At 67.7% G+C, this 17962-nt stretch carries 17 protein-coding genes; 11 read left to right on the forward strand and 6 right to left on the reverse strand.

Features of this window, described 5'->3' with window-relative positions; all coding sequences use genetic code 11:
- The first annotated feature begins 56 nt into the window (after positions 1-56).
- The 5 genes from TK49_RS19175 to TK49_RS19195 all read left to right on the forward strand — a co-directional run bounded on the left by TK49_RS19175 (position 57) and on the right by TK49_RS19195 (position 6063).
- Positions 57-2441 (forward strand): hybrid sensor histidine kinase/response regulator, encoded by a 2385-nt coding sequence (locus TK49_RS19175; protein WP_045219111.1) that lies wholly within the window; start codon positions 57-59, stop codon positions 2439-2441.
- Between the two features lie 49 nt (positions 2442-2490).
- Complete coding sequence (locus tag TK49_RS19180; protein ID WP_045220354.1) at positions 2491-3762, forward strand: AI-2E family transporter; 1272 nt, start codon at positions 2491-2493, stop codon at positions 3760-3762.
- Positions 3763-3961: 199 nt separating this feature from the next.
- Positions 3962-4369, forward strand: coding sequence for a hypothetical protein (locus TK49_RS19185; RefSeq protein ID WP_045219114.1), 408 nt, complete (start codon positions 3962-3964; stop codon positions 4367-4369).
- A gap of 7 nt (positions 4370-4376) precedes the next feature.
- The gene (locus TK49_RS19190) at positions 4377-5549 is read left to right on the forward strand and encodes a glycosyltransferase family 4 protein (protein WP_045219115.1); all 1173 of its coding nucleotides are present in this window, start codon (positions 4377-4379) and stop codon (positions 5547-5549) included.
- Complete coding sequence (locus TK49_RS19195; protein ID WP_045219117.1) at positions 5527-6063, forward strand: phosphatase PAP2 family protein; 537 nt, start codon at positions 5527-5529, stop codon at positions 6061-6063. The genes TK49_RS19190 and TK49_RS19195 overlap by 23 nt, the downstream gene beginning before the upstream one ends.
- Positions 6064-6106: 43 nt before the next feature.
- On the opposite strand, the gene TK49_RS19200 is transcribed toward TK49_RS19195, so the two are convergent.
- The 3 genes from TK49_RS19200 to TK49_RS19210 are packed head-to-tail and all read right to left on the reverse strand — an operon-like array spanning position 6107 to position 9648.
- On the reverse strand, positions 6107-6904 hold the full coding sequence (locus tag TK49_RS19200; protein WP_045219119.1) for a DUF2334 domain-containing protein: 798 nt from the start codon (positions 6902-6904) through the stop codon (positions 6107-6109).
- Between the two features lie 9 nt (positions 6905-6913).
- Positions 6914-8146: a glycosyltransferase gene (locus TK49_RS19205; protein WP_240480056.1), complete on the reverse strand. Its 1233-nt coding sequence runs from the start codon at positions 8144-8146 to the stop codon at positions 6914-6916.
- Positions 8143-9648, reverse strand: coding sequence for an RNA polymerase factor sigma-54 (locus TK49_RS19210; protein ID WP_045219122.1), 1506 nt, complete (start codon positions 9646-9648; stop codon positions 8143-8145). The genes TK49_RS19205 and TK49_RS19210 overlap by 4 nt, the downstream gene beginning before the upstream one ends.
- Before the next feature lie 334 nt (positions 9649-9982).
- Here TK49_RS19210 and TK49_RS19215 point away from each other — a divergent pair, with 334 nt between their 5' ends.
- Positions 9983-10381 (forward strand): hypothetical protein, encoded by a 399-nt coding sequence (locus tag TK49_RS19215; protein ID WP_045219125.1) that lies wholly within the window; start codon positions 9983-9985, stop codon positions 10379-10381.
- Positions 10382-10606: 225 nt separating this feature from the next.
- On the opposite strand, the gene TK49_RS19220 is transcribed toward TK49_RS19215, so the two are convergent.
- Complete coding sequence (locus TK49_RS19220) at positions 10607-11707, reverse strand: sigma-54 interaction domain-containing protein (protein ID WP_045219128.1); 1101 nt, start codon at positions 11705-11707, stop codon at positions 10607-10609.
- 525 nt (positions 11708-12232) lie between these two features.
- On the opposite strand from TK49_RS19220, the gene TK49_RS19225 reads away from it, so the two are divergent.
- The 4 genes from TK49_RS19225 to TK49_RS19240 all read left to right on the forward strand — a co-directional run bounded on the left by TK49_RS19225 (position 12233) and on the right by TK49_RS19240 (position 15307).
- The gene (locus TK49_RS19225) at positions 12233-13633 is read left to right on the forward strand and encodes a sigma-54-dependent transcriptional regulator (RefSeq protein WP_045219130.1); all 1401 of its coding nucleotides are present in this window, start codon (positions 12233-12235) and stop codon (positions 13631-13633) included.
- A gap of 88 nt (positions 13634-13721) precedes the next feature.
- The gene (locus TK49_RS24285; protein WP_004632450.1) at positions 13722-13889 is read left to right on the forward strand and encodes a DUF1328 domain-containing protein; all 168 of its coding nucleotides are present in this window, start codon (positions 13722-13724) and stop codon (positions 13887-13889) included.
- Positions 13890-13936: 47 nt separating this feature from the next.
- The gene (locus tag TK49_RS19235) at positions 13937-14242 is read left to right on the forward strand and encodes a membrane protein (RefSeq protein WP_045219132.1); all 306 of its coding nucleotides are present in this window, start codon (positions 13937-13939) and stop codon (positions 14240-14242) included.
- A gap of 105 nt (positions 14243-14347) precedes the next feature.
- Positions 14348-15307 carry a YihY/virulence factor BrkB family protein gene (locus TK49_RS19240; protein WP_045219134.1) on the forward strand — a complete coding sequence of 320 codons (960 nt, stop codon included), beginning with the start codon at positions 14348-14350 and terminating at the stop codon, positions 15305-15307.
- Position 15308: 1 nt separating this feature from the next.
- Here the strand turns inward: TK49_RS19240 and TK49_RS19245 are convergent, their stop codons facing one another.
- The gene (locus TK49_RS19245; protein WP_045220358.1) at positions 15309-15614 is read right to left on the reverse strand and encodes a hypothetical protein; all 306 of its coding nucleotides are present in this window, start codon (positions 15612-15614) and stop codon (positions 15309-15311) included.
- Between the two features lie 143 nt (positions 15615-15757).
- Positions 15758-15985, reverse strand: a complete 228-nt coding sequence (locus TK49_RS19250; RefSeq protein WP_045219136.1) for a hypothetical protein — start codon at positions 15983-15985, stop codon at positions 15758-15760.
- A gap of 370 nt (positions 15986-16355) precedes the next feature.
- Here TK49_RS19250 and TK49_RS19255 point away from each other — a divergent pair, with 370 nt between their 5' ends.
- Positions 16356-17951, forward strand: a complete 1596-nt coding sequence (locus tag TK49_RS19255) for a peptide chain release factor 3 (protein ID WP_045219138.1) — start codon at positions 16356-16358, stop codon at positions 17949-17951.
- Positions 17952-17962: the final 11 nt, after the last annotated feature.

Raw genomic sequence — 17962 nt, forward strand, 5'->3', positions numbered from 1 at the left:
CGCATTTTTTTTTGCGGCCGGCTGGCCAGGAACAAAAACTGCTACGCATGGACGCAATGTCTGAATCCATAACGGACTGGCCGGCTGCGGTGCGCACCGAACGACAGAGGTGCGCAGAAGCAGGCGGCGGAAAGCGAGTCGATGTGTTCTGGGTGGATGATCCGTTGACGGGCACGCGTCTGCATGTGAGCGCCGCCGCGCTGACATGGGGTGTGCAGCCCGAGGCCCTGTGCGGCGTTCGCGAACGCTGGCTCGCGCACGTCCATCCCGAAGACCACAACGCGCTGCGTGCCGCCTGGGATGGCCTGGCGCATGGCCAGGATTTCGTACTGGAATACCGCTGGGTCTGCGATGGCCAGGCCGAGCGACGCGTGCGCGAGCGCGGGTTCATGATGCCGTCGGCGGTTGGCACGTCGGCCCACGCCGTCGGCATGGTCGAAGACGTGACACAGCCTCGGCAGACGCTGGCGGCGCTGACCGAATCGGAGTTCCAGCTGCAATGGCTGATCGACAGCGTGCCGTTTCCGCTCGTGCAGCTCGATCCCGATCGCCGCGTGCGCTTTGCCAACCGGGCCTTTGCCCAGCGGTTCGGCCTGCCGCACGAAGACGTGCACGGGCGCCTGGTCCGCGACGTGATGGGCGAGGAAGCCTATGCCTGCATCCTGTCGCACCTGGAGGAGGGATTCGCTGGCCGGCGCGTGAACTTCGAGATGGAGCTTCCGTATCCGAACGGGCTTGGCCGCCGCTTCGTGCATGGCGCGTACTCGCCGCAGCGCGGGGCTGATGGCAGCGTGCAGGCACTCGTCTGCGTGATCGAAGACATCACCGAGCGCAAGGAGGCCGAGCGCGAGCGGTTCCGGCATCAGCGTGAATTCGTCACGTTGGTTGAAAACGCGCCCGACGTCATCGCGCGGCTCGATCGCGAGCTGCGCTGCGTGTACGTCAACCGCGCCGTGAACGACGCCTTCGATGTCGCACCGGCTGCGCTGACGGGCCGCACGCTCACGGCCTCGCCGTTGTCCGCGGAGGTGGCGCAGGCGCTCGAGGGCGCCGCACAGCGGGCGTTCGACACGCGGGCCGAGCAGACGCTCACGCTGCATCTCGAAGACGGCCATGCGCTGCCTCGCATCGCGCATTACAACGCACGCGTGATCCCGGAAGCCGACCGGCACGGCGTGATGGAGTCCGCGCTGCTCATCGTCTACGACGTGACCGAGCGCACCGAGGCTGAGCGCGAGCGCGATGCGCTGCTGTTGCGCGAACAGGCCGCGCGTGCACAGGCCGAGGCCGCCGCGTTGGCGCGCGATCAGTTTCTGGCCGTGGTGTCCCATGAACTGCGCTCGCCGCTCAACGGCATCCAGAACTGGACGTACGTGCTGGAGAGCCAGCTTGCCGACGGCTCCCCGCTGGTGCAGCGCGCGCTGGCCGGCATCAAGACGGGCGTGGAGCAGCAGGTGCGGCTGATCGAAGACCTGCTCGACGCCACGCGCGTGATGAGCGGCAAGCTGCGGCTGACCCGTGAACCGTTCGTTCTGCGCAAGGCGCTCGAGAGCGCGCTGAACAGCGTGCGTGCACTCGCCACCGAGCGCCGCATCACGCTGCATACCCGCATCGCACTGGGCGAGCGCGAAATCGACGGCGACGCGGACCGTGTCCAGCAGATCGTCTGGAATCTGCTCACCAACGCCATCAAGTTCACGCCCGAGGGGGCAGACGTCTGGCTGTCGGCCGACCTCGTCGGCGAGGTGGCGCGCATCGAGGTGCGCGACAACGGGCGTGGCATCGCACCGGCGTTCGTGCCGTACCTGTTCGATGCGTTCCGGCAGGCCGACGGCGCGCACACGCGGCGCACGGGGGGCCTCGGGCTGGGCCTGGCGCTCGTCAAGCGCCTGACGGAACTGCACGGCGGCCGCGTGCACGCGCACAGCGACGGCGAGCAGCGCGGCGCGACCTTCACCGTATATCTGCCGCTGCACGCCGGCGCCGAGCTGACGGCACCGCTGAGCGAGGACCCGGCGCGCAGCGGTCCGCTGCCATCGCTGGCGGGGCTGCGTGTGCTGCTCGTCGACGACCAGCAGGACGCGCGCGACGCGCTTGCGACGCTGCTCGCGCAGGTCGGTGCGGACGTCGGCAGCGTAGGCTCGGGCCGGGACGCGATCGCCCAGCTCGACGATTGGGGATCGAATGGCCACCCACAAGCCCTCGTCTGCGACATTGCGCTGCCCGATGAAGACGGCTACGCGATCCTGCAGAAGATACGTGCATGGGAGCATCGGCACCTTGCCGACGGCGCTGCGCCCATGACAGCCATTGCGCTGACAGCGTTTGCCCAGCCTCACGACCGTGCGCGTGCACTGGCCAGCGGCTTCCAGGAGCATCTGGTCAAGCCGGTGTCGCCGCACGACCTGGTGCGCACGCTGCGGTCGCTGGCCATGACGTAGCTGGCGCGGCACGGCTTTTGCGCAGAGAAGGGTGCACCACATCCTTGCCATGCCGGAACCCCCCACACACGCTCCGATTCCGCCCGCCATTCCGCCTGCCACATCGCAGGGCAGTGTGATGGACGGTCTGCGCCAGCCAGCCTGGCGCGTTGCGATGGTGCTGGTCGCGATTGGCGGCACGCTGGTGTTTCTGCAGTGGGCGCGCGTGTTCCTGGTGCCGCTCACCATCGGGGTGGTGCTGGCCTTCGCCCTGAACCCACTGGTGGTGTGGCTGCAGCGCTGGTACGTGCCGCGCCCGATTGCGTCCGCGCTCGTCGTGCTCGGCCTGTGGATCGGCGGTGCGGCGATCGTCTTCGGCATGCAGGACGGCATCTCAGCCATGGCCGCGCGTATACCGATTGCCGCCGGGCGAGTGGCGGAATCGGTCGACCGCCTGCGCAACCACGTGGGCGGCGCGTTCGACACGATGCGCGAAGTGACGGTCGCGCTCGAGCACGCGGCCGAAGGCGTGCAGGGCAAGCCCCCGCCACCGCCGCCCAAGCGTGGGCCCGCAGGCCTGGGCGAACCGCCCAATGCGGCGCCGGTGCTGCCGGTGCGCGAGTTCCTGTGGACGGGTTCGGCCAACCTGTTCGCGCTGGCCGGGCAGATCGTCGTGGTCTCGTTCCTTGTCTACTTCCTGCTGGCATCGGGCCAGGCGCTCAAGCGCAAGTGGGTACGGGCCGTCGGACGCACGCTGAGCGAGAAGAAACGCGCGGTGCGCATGATGGCGGGCATCGGCACGCAAATCCAGTATTCGCTGCTGGTGCTGTTTGTCACGAACATCGTGCTGGGCGTGGTGACAGCCGTGGCCTTCGTGCTGCTCGGCATGGAGAACGCGGCCGTCTGGGGCCTGGCCAGCGCCATCCTGCATTTCGTGCCGTACCTCGGCTCGGCGGTCATCGCCGTGGCCAGCGGCGTCGGCGCGTACCTGCAGATGGGCGCGCTGTCGGATGCGCTGGTCGTGGCCGGCACCACGCTGCTGCTCGCCACGCTCATCGGCACGCTGCTGGTAACGTGGCTGCAGAGCCGGGCGTCCAAGCTCGATCCATGCGTGGTCTATATCGGCCTGCTGCTGTGGGGATGGCTGTGGGGCGTGTGGGGGCTGCTGCTCGGCACGTCGGTCACGGCGATGATCAAGGTGGTCTGCGATCACGTCGAGCGCCTGCGCCCCCTCGGCACGCTGCTTGGCACCACGGATGCGCCGGCCGGTGTATCGCAGCGCGTGCTCGACCGCCTGCGCGGCCGTCCCACCCGGCGGCCCGAGCGCCCGCAGCCGCATTGACGCGGGCCTGCGCAGCAAGCGTTACAAGTGCCATGTAACCGTTACGCAACGGGCGCGATGGCTGCACCGGCAGCGGTCCGTCGCGCAGTGTCGGGCGTGCGGACGCAGCGATGCTCGAAGCGCGGCAGCGCCTGCAGAAGCGGTGCGGGCACGTCGGTTGCGGTGCCCAGGGCATCCAGATCATGTGCAGGAGCGCCTCATGACCCCGCAACCACGCGGCATCGTGTGCAGCCCGGACCGACGGGAGGCAGGAGGGCCGGGGGCCGGCAACGCCGAGCGCGTAGAAGCCGTGCTCGGACGGCCCGAGTCCGGCAAGCCCGTGACAAGCGCGCCCGACGGGCTGCCCCACGAGCGCGACCAGAAGCTCGAAGAGCAGCGTTCGGAGCCGCGCAGCAACGTCCAGCAAGCCGCGCGCGACATCGAAAGCGGGCAACTCGATACCGACCTGCACGACACGCCGGGCGTTGAACGCGTCGTGCGGGAGCGGCACGCCGCCAACCGCGAAGACACCGACCGCCAGGTCGCCAACCGCAGCGCGGACGACCTTGCCCACAAGCGCGGCCAGACCGGCAAGCCGTCGCGCAGCCACGACGACAGCCAGGGCTGAGCCGGCCATGCGCATCGCCTACGTGACCGAAACCTGGCCGCCGGAGCTCAATGGCGTGTCGCTGACGGCGGCGCGCACGGTGGCCTTTCTGCACGCGCGTGGCCACGATGTGCGTGTCGTGCGACCGCGCCAACGCGCCATCGACGCCGGCGAGCCGGCGCTATCCGAAGACGCGCTGCGCGTGCCCGGCGTGCCGATCCCGCTGTATCCGGACTTGCGCATGGGGCTGCCGGCGCGCCGCCGTCTCCTGCGTGCGTGGCGCGGCGATCCGCCCGACCTCGTGCACGTGGCTACGGAAGGCCCCCTCGGCTGGTCCGCCATCCGCGCGGCGCGCGATCTCGGCGTGCCGGTCACCTCGGATTTCCGCACGCGCTTTGACGAGTACGGCCGCCACTACGCGTGGGAGGGCGCGGTCACGCTCGTGCGCGCCTACCTGCGCGCCTTTCATAACCGCACCGACCGCACCTTCGTCCCCACGCGCGAACTGTGCAAACAGCTCGGCGAGCTTGGCTTCGAGCGCCTGAGCGTCAGCACACGCGGCGTGGATGCGCGCCAGTTCGCGCCGCATCATCGCAGCGATGCACTGCGCGCCAAATGGGGCGCGGGCCGCGACACGCCTGTCGTTCTGACCGTCGGACGCCTCGCGCTGGAAAAGAACCTGGGTGTGGCGCTCGACGCCTTTGACGCCATTCGACAGCGCAGGCCCGATGCACGCCTGGTCATGGTCGGCGATGGCCCGCAGCGGAACGCCTTGCGGCGGCGCTGTCCCGATGCCGTGTTTGTCGGCACGCAGCATGGCCAGGCGCTGGCTGCCCACTATGCCTCGGCCGACGTGTTCCTGTTTCCGAGCCTGACCGAGACGTTCGGCAACGTGGTGGTCGAAGCCATGGCCAGCGGTCTGCCGGTGGTGGCGTTCGACACCGCGGCGGCGGGCATGCACGTGCGCACGGGGCAGAACGGCTGCCTGGCCCCCGTGGGGGACGTTGCGGCCTTCACCGCTGCGGCCGTCGCACTGGCTGCCGACGGCGGCCTGCGCGAGCGCCTTGGCCGCGCCGCGCGCCAGACCGCACAGGCGCTCGATTGGCCGCAGGTGCTCGAGCGTTTCGAAGCGGCACTCCTGGCCGTCCATCAAGCGGCCACCACGGGCGAGGCCTACCATGGCGACGCACGTCTGGCCTGACTGGAAACGCTGGCGCGAGCGCGACCGGCAGCTCGCCGTCGCGCTGAACCACATTGCCGGCGACGTGGCGGCCATGCGGTTCTACCGTGGCGTCAGCCGTCTCGGCGACGGCATGCTGTGGTACGCGCTGATGGCGGCGCTGCCGGTGGTCGGCGGTGAGACGGGCTGGGAATGCGCCAAGCAGATGGGGCTCACGGGGCTGCTCTCGCTGGTGATCTACATCCTGCTCAAGCGTGGCGTGTGCCGCCCGCGGCCGTACCAGTCGTGCGAAGAGATCCGGCTGTGCGGGCGCGTGCTCGACCAGTTCAGTTTTCCGTCCGGCCATACGCTGCATGCCGTGTCGTTCAGCATCGTGATGGCGGCGTATTACCCCCGCATGGCGCTCGCGCTCGTCCCCTTCACGCTGATGGTGGCCCTCTCGCGCGTGGTGCTCGGCCTGCATTACCCGAGCGACGTGCTCGCGGGGGCGGGGCTCGGCATGCTGATCGGCGGGTTGTCGGTGTGGTTGTTCTGACGCTTTCGCTTGGCCGCGCATCGTGCCGGCCCGCTGATGCACGTCAATACGAGGTCTGCGCAGGCCCGGCGACAGCGGTTTCGGGGCCGCCGCCCATCCAGGCCTGGGCCAGCACCTGCGCAAAGCCGTTCTTGGTGACGGGGGTGCGCGTTTCCAGGCACGCCGCGAGCAGGTCCTGCCAGTGGCGGATGACGTCGGGGTAGGCGGCGTCCACCGGGTGCAGGCCGAGGCGCATCACGGGCGTATCGGCGTGGTGCTGGGCGAGCCAGCGCAGGTAGTAGCGCGACACCAGCCGGCGGGCAGGCGTGCGCACGCTGTAGGTCAGGCACGGCGCCTTCAGCGCACGCTTGGGGTGCAGCAGGTAGAAGCGGCGCAGCGTGGTCGTGTAGCGCAGCGGCAGGCCTTCCAGCGCTTCCCATGTGGCCGGGTTCATCAGCCAGGCGGGCGCGACAAAGCCATGCAGCGGCCAGCCGTTGGCCGCGAACCACGCGGCGCCGGCCTCGATGCGCGAGCGCGCCGTCGCCAGCGGAATCGCCGAGAACTCGCCCTCGCCGGCGGTGTAGCGCGTGCGGATCCACTGCTCGATCAGGCCGCCAGGCGGCTGGTCGTCGAGGTGCGCATAACCGTGCAGCACGAGCTCATCGCCTTCGGCCAGGCATTCGGTCATCAGGCGGCAGAAGCGCTCGCTGTTGCGCGCGGTGGGCCCACGGTAGAAGTTCGGGATCACGAGCAGCGATTTCGGCACGCGGCACACTTCATCCAGCGCCGAGAGCAACACCTTGCACGCCGGCCAGGTGGCGGGCGTGACGTCATGCATGGCAACAACGACGTAGCGCGACATGACAACCCTCTAGCGGCCGCGTGCGGCGCGCACGTGCTGGCGGGCCGTCGGCGATGGTTCGGCGGCGAGGCTGGCCTGTCGGCCCAGCAGCGCCAGATAACGGCGCAGCAGCTGCGGCAGCACCGCACGCCAATCGTACTGCAGGGCGTGGCGCCTCGCCGCGTGCGCCAGCGCAACCGGGTCGCGCCCGCGCAGTGCTTGCAGCGCCTGGGCGAAATCGTCGGCGCGGCAATGCGGCACCGCGTAGCCCACCCGCGCGTTGACGAGTTCCCCGAGCCCGCCGGCACTGCAGGTCACGACCGGCACGCCGCTGGCCATGGCTTCCAGCGCGACGAGGCCGAACGTTTCCTGGTCTCCTGCGTGGACGAACACATCGGCGCTGGCCATGGCGGCCGCCAGGTGTTGCGCATCGCCTTCATAGGGCAACGCGCGCACGTGCCTGCCGCGCGGCGGCGTCGGGCCGGAGCCGATGGTGACGAGCACACTGCCGTCATCGAGACGGTCCACCGCGTCGCACAGCACTTGCAGGTTCTTCTCGGGCGCGTACCGGCCCACGTACAGGAGCACGCGCGCATCGCGCGGCAGATCGAGCTGCTCGCGCCAGCGCAGCGAGCGACGCGCGGGATGGAACAGGCGCGTGTCGACGCCGAGCGGCTGCAGTTCGACGCGTTCCACGCCCAGGTCGGCCACCTTCTGCGCGATGTAGCGGCTCGGCACGAATACCGTATCGAAGTGGCGGTACAGCTTGCGTGCATATGCCGTAGCGGCCAGTTCCGCCGGTGGCCCGCCCAGGCGGCGAAAGAAGGCCGGCAGGTCGGAGTGGCAGAACGCCGCCACGGGCACCTGCAGGCGCGCACCCGCACGCAGTGCTGCCCACGACAGCCGGTACGGATCGCCGGCCTCGATCAGGTCCGGCGACAGCGCACACAGCGCCTGCTCGGCCGGCCCGCTGCGCAGCGGGACGCGATAGCCGTGCGACATTGGCAGCGGCACGCCCGGCACCACGGCGACCTCGTTGCTGGCGTCGTCTGGCGTGCCGGGCACCACCAGCGTGTGCCGCCAGTGCGTCGAGCGCAGGAAATCGTGCTTGGCGCGCAGGTAGCGCTTGACGCCGCCGCTTTCCGCCGCCCAGAACATCGTCACGTCGGCCAGATGCAGGGACACCCCGGTGGGGTCGCCGGCGGCGGTGAAGCGGTGGTCCGGGAGCTTGCGCACGGGCGTCGTGTCGGTGGTCGGCGTCAAACCTGGCGCCGCATTTCGGCCGGGGCGATGCGCATCAGGCCACGGTACTTGGCGACCGTGCGTCTTGCCACGATCACACCTTGCTCCGCCAGCATTTTCGCCAGCGAGACGTCGGAGAGCGGCGCTTCGGCGTCTTCGGCTTCGATCATCTCCTTGAGCAGCGCCCGCACCGACGCGGCCGAGCATGCGCCGCCCGTGTCCGTTGCCAGCTGGCGCGAGAAGAAGTACTTGAACTCGAAGATGCCGCGCGGCGTGGCCATGTACTTGTTGCCGGTGGCGCGCGAGATGGTGGATTCGTGCAGGCCGAGCTCTTCGGCCACGTCGCGCAGCACCAGCGGCTTCATCGCCACCTCGCCATATTCCAGGAAGTGCTTCTGGTGCGCGACGATGGCTTCGGCCACGCGCTGGATGGTGGCAAAGCGCTGCTGCGCGTTGCGGATCAGCCAGCGGGCCTCCTGCAACTGGTGCGCAAGCGGCGTGCGGTGGTGGCCGCGCGTCTGCGCAAACAGCTCGGCGTAGACCTTGTTGATGCGCGCACATGGCGCCACCGCCGGGTTGGTGACGGCCACCCACTTGCCCTTGACCTTGGCGACGAACACGTCGGGCACGATGTAGCCGGCATGCGCCTGCGAAAAGCGCAGCCCCGGGCGCGGGTCGAGCATGCGGATCAGCGCACAGGCCTCGCGCAACTCGTCCTCCGTACAGCCGAGCGCACGGCGCATCTGCGTGAACTCGCGCTTGGCCAGGCGCGGCAGGTGGCTGCGCACGATGTCGTGCGCGATTTCCTGGATGCGTTCCTCGGCTTCCGTGTCAGCGGGGCGGGCCTCGATCTGCAGGCGCAGGCATTCCGACAGGTCGCGGGCGGCCACGCCCGGCGGGTCCAGGCTCTGCACCAGCGCCAGCGCGATCTGCATCTCCTTCTCGGTGGGTGCAGGGTCCACGGGCGCGAGCGGAATCAGTTCGGTCAGCAACTGGCGCAGGTAGCCGTCGTCGTCCAGCGCTTCGATCACCGTCTGCGCGAGCAGGCTGTCCCGCTCCGACAGCCGGTAGCTGCCCAACTCCTGATGCAGATGCTCACGCAGGCTCGGTGTGGCATGCACCCATTCCCCGATGTCGCTGTCTTCGCCATCGCCGTGGTGCGCACCGCCGTGGCTGTAATAGGTGCTGAAGTCGGCAGGAAAGTCTTCCGATGCCACAAGCGTCGGGTCGGTCTCGATGGCGCTGGTGGTGGTCTCCAGTGGGGCTTCGTCGGCGGATGCATGATCGGCCGCGCCATCCAGACCGGTCGCGGGCAACTCGCCCACGCCTGCCGTGTCGGCCTGCAGCCCAGCGCCTTGGGCTTCTTGTTCGACCTCCTCCAGGAACGGGTTGCTGGCGAGCGCTTCTTGCATTTCCTGCGCAAATTCGGTTGCAGACAACTGCAGCAGCTTCACGGACTGCTGCAGCCGCGGCGTCAGCGCGAGATGCTGCTTCGCACGCATTTCCAGAGCGGCCTTGACCATTCGCCTTGCCTCCTTGTGTGAGTGGACGCCGGCGTCCGCGCCGGCAGGTCACCGCACTCATGCAAAGGGTATGCCATGCCGGCAAACCGAGTTCTGACAAGGCTTTGCGGGGCGCTGGCACGCCGTTTCTACATGGTCGTGTTCCTTTTTATATGCACCGTGTTGCCCGTACGTGACAGTGCCCAGTGCCGGGCGACGCGTGGAGGCGCCGTGCGGACGTGGCAGCGCGGGTACATGCGTTGCTGCCACCAACGGTGTCGAAGATGCGCTGCGGCGCGTCTGCATGACATACCTGCACCGCATTACCCCTGCCCACATCCTTGGAGACATCACCATGCGAATTCGCTACCTGACTGCGGCGCTCGCCAGCGCCCTGCTGAGCCTCGGCATGACCGCCGCCATGGCGCAGACCACCACCGCGCCCGTCGACAACCAGGAATCCAGCAACCCGACCAAGGCGCCGGGCAAGCGCACCGATCCGCCGTCCTCGACGGCAGACCGCACCGCCAATACGCCGATGCCCGGCAACGACGCTGCCGCGGCCGCCGGCAGCAGCGACTCCACGAAGCCCATGCACAAGCAGCATCGTCAGCACAAGAAGTCGAAGTCGACCGTGCCGGGCGGCACGAACAGCGCCGGAGACATGTCGCATTCGGGCGTGCAGTCCGGTGGTAACGACGCCGCGACGACGACTGGCAACTCGCAGCCCGGCAGCTCGAAGCAAGGCCAGTGACGCACACACCGATGAGGGAGCCCGCTATGCCGATGTCCACCACTGCCGCCCTCCGCACGAGCCCGCGCACCCGGGCCGAGACGGACACCGCACCACGTCGGCCGGCCCGGCCGCCGCATGAGCGCCGGCGCCACGAGCATCCGGGCGAGCGCACGCAGGCGCATCCGCGCTAAGACGCGAGCGCGGATGCGTCAGGCAACACCAGGAAGGGAAAACGCAGCGCCGTCATGCCGCCATCGCGGCGGCCCCGCTGCTTTGGTAGAGATCGAGCCGGTTGTACAGCGTCTTCAGGCTCACGCCGAGGGCCTTGGCAGCCTGGCGCTTGTCGCCCTGGAAGTGCTCGAGCGTGGCGAGGATCATCGCGCGCTGTGCATCGGCCAGCGTGACGCCTACTGAGAGACTCAGCACGCCTTCCTTCACTGTCGGCCTGGCAGGGCCGCGTGCGGGCGTCAGCGGCGTCGCGAGTTCGACCGTCTTCTCGCCCAGGATGTAGCCGCGCTGCACGGCATTGCGCAGTTCGCGCACGTTGCCCGGCCACGTATGGCTGCGCAGCGCCGCCAGCGAGGCGCGTGAGAACACCTTGTCGGTCTGGTGCGCGGCGTTGAACTGGGCGAGGAAGTGCAGCGCCAGTTCTTCGATGTCGTCGCCGCGATCGCGCAGCGGCGGCACCTGCAGCGGCACGACGGCCAGGCGGTACATCAGGTCTTCGCGGAAGGCGCCTTCGGCCACCGCTTCGTGCAGGTTGCGGTTCGTGGCCGCGATGATGCGGGCGCGCGTCTGGATGGGCTCGGTGCCACCCACGCGCATGAACACGCCGGTTTCCAGCACACGCAGCAGCTTGACCTGCATGTCCACCGGCATCTCGGTGATCTCATCGAGGAAGATCGTGCCGCCGCACGCGTGCTCAAAATAGCCGATGTGGCGCTGCGTTGCGCCCGTGAAGCTGCCCTTTTCGTGGCCGAACAGTTCCGATTCGATCAGGTTCGGCGAAATGGCGCCGCAGTTGACCGCGATGAAGGCCTGGTCGGCGCGCGGGCTCATGTCGTGCACGGTGCGCGCGATCAACTCCTTGCCCGTTCCCGATTCGCCCATGATCAGTACCGTGGCCAGCGTGGTCGACACCTTGCCGATCTGCTTGTACAGGGCACGCATGACCGGCGACCGGCCGTACAGGTGGCCGAAATCGGGTGCGGCAACGGGTGGAGCAGGGGATGGGGTTTCGGCCGACACGGGCTCGGTGTCGTCAAAGTCGGCCAAGGTGGGCGGGCAGGGCATGCGCCCTGTGGTGACTGCGCGATCGTCGGCGAAGGCTTCGCTCAAGGACATGGCTCCCTCGTGGTCGGTCGCGACGGGGACGTCCCGGCAAGGGCCGCGTCAGCGATTCGGCCTCTGGAAGTCTTGGTACGTCGTCATCCCGTCACATCGTGTCGAAAAGTGAAATTATTATCAGGGCGCGCCGAGTGCGTTGTATGTCGGGCAGGCGCTGACGTTTTCGTTATCCTGTCGGTCAAACGCTGACAAGAAACGGGCCTGAAACCCAGACGGCGCCCCGCTTCCGCCTTTTGGCGCGGCGTAGCCTGTCCATTTGGCTGGATGGGTGGCGAAGCGTCGGCCTTCTCAACTATGCTGACTGCACTGCCTTGTCCGCGGGGCCCCCGCGTGACGCATCCGGTCCTTAACTTGCATTGCCGCGTGTAAAAAATGCCCGACTGCCGCCCCCGGCGGTGGCGGGGCACGCCGCGGTCGGGATGGGCCCGGATGGAATGCTTCTTGCAGCACAGGTCTGTTTGCGCATGCATGTCGGGTGCGCACTGACTGCCGGCACCTGCCGGCTCACTCAATCGAATCGAGATGCCACATATCCTGATTGTCGAAGACGATGCCAACGCACGCGCCGCGCTCGGTGAACTGGTGGGCGCCGAAGGCTTCACGACCGCGCTGGCCGGGTCGCTGCGCGATGCGCGCATTCAGATGTCGCGTCACAGCCCCGATGCGGTGCTCATCGATCTTGTCCTGCCCGATGGCAACGGCATGGACCTGATGGAAGACATTCCACCGCACTCGGGCACCGAGATCATCGTCATGACGGGGCACGCCAGCGTGGAAACCGCCGTCGAGGCGCTGCGCATGGGCGCTGCCGATTACCTGGTCAAGCCCGTCAATTTCCAACGTCTGAAATCGGTGCTCGCACGCATCCCGCGCCCGGGCGACCTGAAGGCCGAGATCGGCAACCTGCGCGGCGAGCTGCGCCGGCTCGGCCTGTTCGGCCAGATGCTCGGCAACTCGCCGGTCATGCAGACGCTGTACGACCAGGTCAGCCGCGTAGCGCCGACCGAGGCGACCGTGCTGCTCATCGGCGAATCGGGCACCGGCAAGGAACTGGCCGCGCAGACGATCCATGACCTGAGCCTGCGCCGCAAGCAACCGTTCCTGCCGGTCAACTGCGGGGCGATCTCGCCGAACCTGATCGAATCGGAAATGTTCGGGCACGAGCGCGGCAGTTTTACCGGCGCAGACCGCCAGCACAAGGGCTACTTCGAGCGCGCGAACGGCGGCACGCTGTTCCTCGATGAAATCACCGAGATGCCGATCGAGCTGCAGGTCAAGCTGCTGCGCGTGCTGGAAACCGGCGTGTTCATGCGCGTGGGCACCAACCGCGAGATCGATTCCGACGTGCGCGTGATTGCCGCCACCAACCGCGACCCCGAAGAAGCCGTGGCCGACGGCAAGCTGCGCGCCGACCTGTACCACCGGCTGAACGTGTTCCCGCTGCAACTGCCGCCGCTGCGTGAGCGCGGCAAGGACGTGGAGCTGCTCGCGCAGCATTTTCTCGACCAGCTCAACGCGCAGAACAACACCAAGAAGACGTTCCTGCCATCTGCGCTCGAAACGCTGCGCGCGTACAACTGGCCGGGCAACGTGCGCGAGCTGCGCAACTATGTGCAGCGTGCCTACATCCTCTCCGACGATGCGGGCATCGACACGGCCAACGTGCCCTTGCAGGTGTCGAGTACGCAGCCCTCATCGGGCTCCACGCTGACGATCTCGGTGGGTACGTCGCTCGCCAGCGCCGACAAGAAGCTCATCCTTGCCACGCTGGAGCAATGCGGCGGTGTGAAAAAACGCGCCGCGGAACTGCTCGGCATCAGCCTCAAGACGCTCTACAACCGCCTCGAGGAATACGGCAGCACGGGCGCCGAGAGCGGCGACGACAGCAGCGGCTCTGGCCGCACGCATGCCACGGAGGCATGACACCTGCACGTGGTGCGGTACGCGGCTTGCTGACCGTGGGTATCCGCCCTACGGCGGCAAGCCCACTCCACCACACAAGGAGGTTGCCATGCTGCGTTATGCAGTCGTCTTTTTCATCATCGCACTGATCGCGGCCGTGCTTGGTTTCGGCGGTATCGCCGCAGGCGCCGCCAGCATTGCCAAGATTCTGTTCATGATCTTCGTGGTGCTGTTCGTCGTCAGCCTCATCTGGGGCCTGGTGGCGGGACGAGGATGACGTCGTGCTCGCCCGAGTCCAGATCCCCCACACAGGAGCGCCGCACGATGGAACCATCCGAGACCAATCCGTTCCCGAAATCCGACGGGCACGGCAACCTGATTCGCGATGACGTGGCGCAAGCCGCGCAGCGCGTCAAGGCGACCACCGCCGAGGCGATCGACCGTACCGCCGACGCGGCCGCGACCGCACTCGACGAGGCGGCCGCACGGCGCGAGCAGTGGCGAGCATCGCAACAGCAGCTCATGCGGGATGCCGCCGAGTGCATGCGCACCCATCCGCTGGCCACGATCGGCCTGGCGTTCGGGGCCGGCTTCCTGATCAGCCGCCTGCTCGGGGGCCGCGCAGATTGAGGCCCCGCGCCGGTTTCACGCGCGGCCGCCACGCTTGCGCGTGCGCCGCGCCGTGACTACGCTCAAGGTCGGGCGCGGATGGCCGCGCCACGTTGCGAGGAATCCATGCGCCTGGCTGCCTGCCTCAACCGGGACGTGCTCAAGCGCGCTGCGCAGGTGCTGCTCGGCGCGGTGCGCCAGTGGTCCACCCACCGCGCGGCCAGCAAGGGCGCGGCGCTGTCGTTCTACACCCTGTTCTCGATGGCGCCCGTGCTTGTGCTGGTCATTTCGATTGCCGGCCTGTTCTTCGGCGAACAGGCCGCGCGCGGCGAGATCTTCGGCCAGATCGAGGGTCTCGTCGGCGCACAGGGGGCGGCCGCAGTCGAGGCCGTGCTCGCGGCCACGAAGCGGTCCGGCAATGGTGTCTTCGCGGCCGTCACAGCAGTCGCCCTGCTCATGGTTGGCGCCACGACCGCCTTCTCCGAACTCAAGGACAGCCTCGACGAACTCTGGGATGTGCCCCCGCGCCAGCAGTCGGGGCTGTGGGGCGTCCTGCGCTCACGGCTGCTCTCGTTCAGCCTGATCCTGGTTCTCGCCTTCCTGCTGCTCGTGTCGCTCATCATCAACGCCGCCCTGGCGGTGGTGGAGCGCTTCTGGGGGGCGCTGTGGTCAGGCTCGGGCGCCTTTGCCGTGGTGGCCGAAATCCTGTCGTCCGCATTTTCGTTTGCGGTGGTGTCGTTGCTATTCGGCACCATCTTCAAGATGCTGCCCGAGACTCGGGTGGCCTGGCGCGATGTGGCGCTGGGCGCGGTCGTGACGGCGCTGCTCTTCACGCTTGGCAAGCACCTGATCGGGCTGTATCTCGGCAACAGCGCGGTGGCGTCTTCGTATGGCGCGGCGGGCTCGGTCGTGGCGCTGATGCTGTGGATCTACTATTCGGCCCAGATCTTCTTCTTCGGGGCGCTCATCACGCGCCAATACGCGCTGCAGTTCGGCAGCCGCCAGCACGAGCAGGCCGGCCGCGCAGCGCAGGCGGCGCTGCTCAACCCCACGCTGGCGGCCAGCCTGTCGCGCGACAGCCGCTGACTCAGTCGCGCGTCAGCTGCTCCAGCAGCATGCCGGCCACGAAGGCCAGGCCGATCGTGATGACGGGGTGCTCGCGCACCGAGCCACTGGCCTGTTGCGACACGTTGGCGTGCAGGTTCTTCAACTGCTCCGTGCGCCGGTCGAACTGCGCCAGTGCGCTGGAGATGACGCCGGCAAGCCGGTCGATGCCGTCGGCGGTGGCATCCTTGACGCGCTGGGCGGTCTGATCGATCTGCGGATGGAGCGTCGTGACGGTGGAACCGTTCGTGCCGTTGCTTGACGTGGGGGTGGGGTTCAGTTCGGTCATGCGGGCCTCCGTAAAGTGCATCGGCGTGGAACTCCTCAGCCAACACGAAGCAACCGCCATGCCCTGCCAGAGCGTCACAAAGAACGCCGTGCAAAAGAAAAGGGCCACTTCTGTGGCCCTCGACACGGTGAGGAACTGCGCAACTAACCGACCGTCACCACGGTTTTCCGCGCGGCCCAGATTTCAGCTTGCAGGGCCAGTGCGGCGAGTGCCTGCAGGCTGTGCTGCGGCAGGGCCTTGATCCGCTTGCGGCGATTGGCGGCGCGTTGCTGACGCGCCGCGCGCACGCTTTGCTCGTCGAGTTCCCACGCCTTGCGCGTGGTCTCGATGATGCGTTGCACTGCCGGATCGACAGGGGTTCGACTACGCACGATTAGACTCCTTCTTGATGTCTTTCAGCATCGCCGGCACCACGCATGGGCGCCGTTTTTGCGACGGGCTCCACAATACGGGAGCTTCATGACAACTTCGATAACGCCATCTCCGAAAGGGTTGTCGGAGTATTCCGACAAGCGGTTGGTCTCCACCCATCGGGTGACGGTTCCTCCGGAGTTTCCCTCTCTTGCCGCCCGGGTCAGTTGATCCTAAGCAACTACGCCGATCGCGTACAATCTCGGCTGCCCTGGATCGCCCACCCGAACCCGGCATTCCATCGGCCGGCAGGATGACCCGCCGGCCCGCGCACCTGCCAGGTGCGCATTCATCCGCATTGTTCACCCCCTCCCTTTCGGTTTTTTGCCCGTGAGTACGCTGCAGCAGGAGATCCGGCGCCGCCGGACGTTCGCCATCATTGCCCACCCGGATGCGGGTAAAACCACGCTGACGGAAAAACTGCTGTGGTTCGGCGGCGCCATCCAGATGGCCGGCGCCGTCCGCGCACGCAAGGCCAACCGTCACGCCACGTCCGACTGGATGGAGATGGAAAAGCAGCGCGGCATCTCCGTCACGTCCTCGGTGATGCAATTCCCGTACCGGAACGACGGCGGCGACTACATCGTCAACCTGCTCGACACACCGGGCCACGAAGACTTCTCGGAAGACACGTACCGCACGCTCACGGCCGTCGACTCCGCCGTGATGGTGATCGACTCCGTCAACGGCGTGGAAGCGCAGACCATCAAGCTGCTCAACGTCTGCCGGCTGCGCAGCACGCCCATCCTTACGTTCATCAACAAGCTCGACCGCGAAGGCCGCGCGCCCATCGAACTGCTCGATGAAATCGAAAGCGTGCTGCAGATCCAGTGCGCGCCGATGACGTGGCCGATCGGCATGGGTAAATCGTTCAAAGGGGTGTACCACCTCGTGAACGATACGGTGCAGCTGTTCGACCCCAACGCCGACAGCGAGAAGGGCGCCACCGCCGGCCTGATCCAGGGCTTGGACAACCCCGAGCTCGACCGCGTGCTGGGCGCGCAGGCCGAGGAGCTGCGCATCGACATCGAACTCGTGCGCGGCGCCTCGCACACGTTCGACAAAGAGGCGTTCCTGGCCGGCAAGCAGTGCCCGGTGTATTTCGGTTCGGCGGTGAACAACTTCGGCGTGCAGTCGCTGCTCGATGCGCTGGTCGATCAGTCCCCCGAGCCGCTGCCACGCCCCACCGAAACGCGCGAAGTCAAGCCGATGGAAGAGAAGTTCACCGGCTTCGTCTTCAAGATCCAGGCCAACATGGACCCGAAGCACCGCGACCGCATCGCCTTCGTGCGCGTGTGTTCGGGCCGCTTCGAGCGCGGCATGAAGCTGCTGCAGGTGTCGACCGGCAAGACGGTCGCCATCAACAACGCCATCACGTTCATGGCGCAGGACCGCAACACCACGGAAGAGGCCTTTGCCGGCGACATCATCGGCGTGCCGAACCACGGCACGATCCGCCTGGGCGATGCGTTTACCGAAGGCGAGCCGCTCAAGTTCACGGGCATCCCGTCGTTTGCGCCGGAGTTCTTCCGTCGCGCGCGCCTGAACAACCCGCTGCGCCTGAAGCAATTGCAGAAGGGTCTGCAGCAGCTGGCCGAAGAAGGCGCCACGCAGATGTTCCGACCGCTGGCATCCAACGACCTCGTGCTGGGCGCGGTCGGCATCCTGCAGTTCGACGTGGTGGCGCACCGCCTGGAGCACGAGTACGGCGTCGATGCGATTTTCGAGCCGCACGAATGCGCCACCGCCCGCTGGCTCAGGGGCAAGCCGGAAGACATTGAAAAGCTCATCGACAAGGCCGGCCACAACGTGGCGCTCGACGGCGCTGGCGACTACGTGTACCTGGCGCCGAGCCAGGTGAACCTGCGCCTGACGCAGGAGCGCTTTCCGGACATCCAGTTCATGGAAACGCGGGAAATCGTCTAGCGGGCGATGAG

This window comes from Ralstonia mannitolilytica, assembly GCF_000954135.1.
In the GTDB taxonomy this organism is placed as follows: Bacteria; Pseudomonadota; Gammaproteobacteria; order Burkholderiales; family Burkholderiaceae; genus Ralstonia; species Ralstonia mannitolilytica.

Excerpts from the sequence above, each read along its gene's own strand:
- TK49_RS19245 (WP_045220358.1), bottom strand. The coding sequence starts at position 15,614 with ATGACCGAACTGAACCCCACCCCCACGTCAAGCAACGGCACGAACGGT.
- TK49_RS19200 (WP_045219119.1), bottom strand. The coding sequence starts at position 6,904 with ATGTCGCGCTACGTCGTTGTTGCCATGCATGACGTCACGCCCGCCACC.
- TK49_RS19175 (WP_045219111.1), top strand. The coding sequence starts at position 57 with ATGTCTGAATCCATAACGGACTGGCCGGCTGCGGTGCGCACCGAACGA.
- TK49_RS19195 (WP_045219117.1), top strand. The coding sequence starts at position 5,527 with ATGGCGACGCACGTCTGGCCTGACTGGAAACGCTGGCGCGAGCGCGAC.
- TK49_RS19240 (WP_045219134.1), top strand. The coding sequence starts at position 14,348 with ATGCGCCTGGCTGCCTGCCTCAACCGGGACGTGCTCAAGCGCGCTGCG.
- TK49_RS19235 (WP_045219132.1), top strand. The coding sequence starts at position 13,937 with ATGGAACCATCCGAGACCAATCCGTTCCCGAAATCCGACGGGCACGGC.
- TK49_RS19180 (WP_045220354.1), top strand. The coding sequence starts at position 2,491 with ATGCCGGAACCCCCCACACACGCTCCGATTCCGCCCGCCATTCCGCCT.
- TK49_RS19220 (WP_045219128.1), bottom strand. The coding sequence starts at position 11,707 with ATGTCCTTGAGCGAAGCCTTCGCCGACGATCGCGCAGTCACCACAGGG.
- TK49_RS19210 (WP_045219122.1), bottom strand. The coding sequence starts at position 9,648 with ATGGTCAAGGCCGCTCTGGAAATGCGTGCGAAGCAGCATCTCGCGCTG.
- TK49_RS19215 (WP_045219125.1), top strand. The coding sequence starts at position 9,983 with ATGCGAATTCGCTACCTGACTGCGGCGCTCGCCAGCGCCCTGCTGAGC.
- TK49_RS19185 (WP_045219114.1), top strand. The coding sequence starts at position 3,962 with ATGACCCCGCAACCACGCGGCATCGTGTGCAGCCCGGACCGACGGGAG.
- TK49_RS24285 (WP_004632450.1), top strand. The coding sequence starts at position 13,722 with ATGCTGCGTTATGCAGTCGTCTTTTTCATCATCGCACTGATCGCGGCC.
- TK49_RS19225 (WP_045219130.1), top strand. The coding sequence starts at position 12,233 with ATGCCACATATCCTGATTGTCGAAGACGATGCCAACGCACGCGCCGCG.
- TK49_RS19190 (WP_045219115.1), top strand. The coding sequence starts at position 4,377 with ATGCGCATCGCCTACGTGACCGAAACCTGGCCGCCGGAGCTCAATGGC.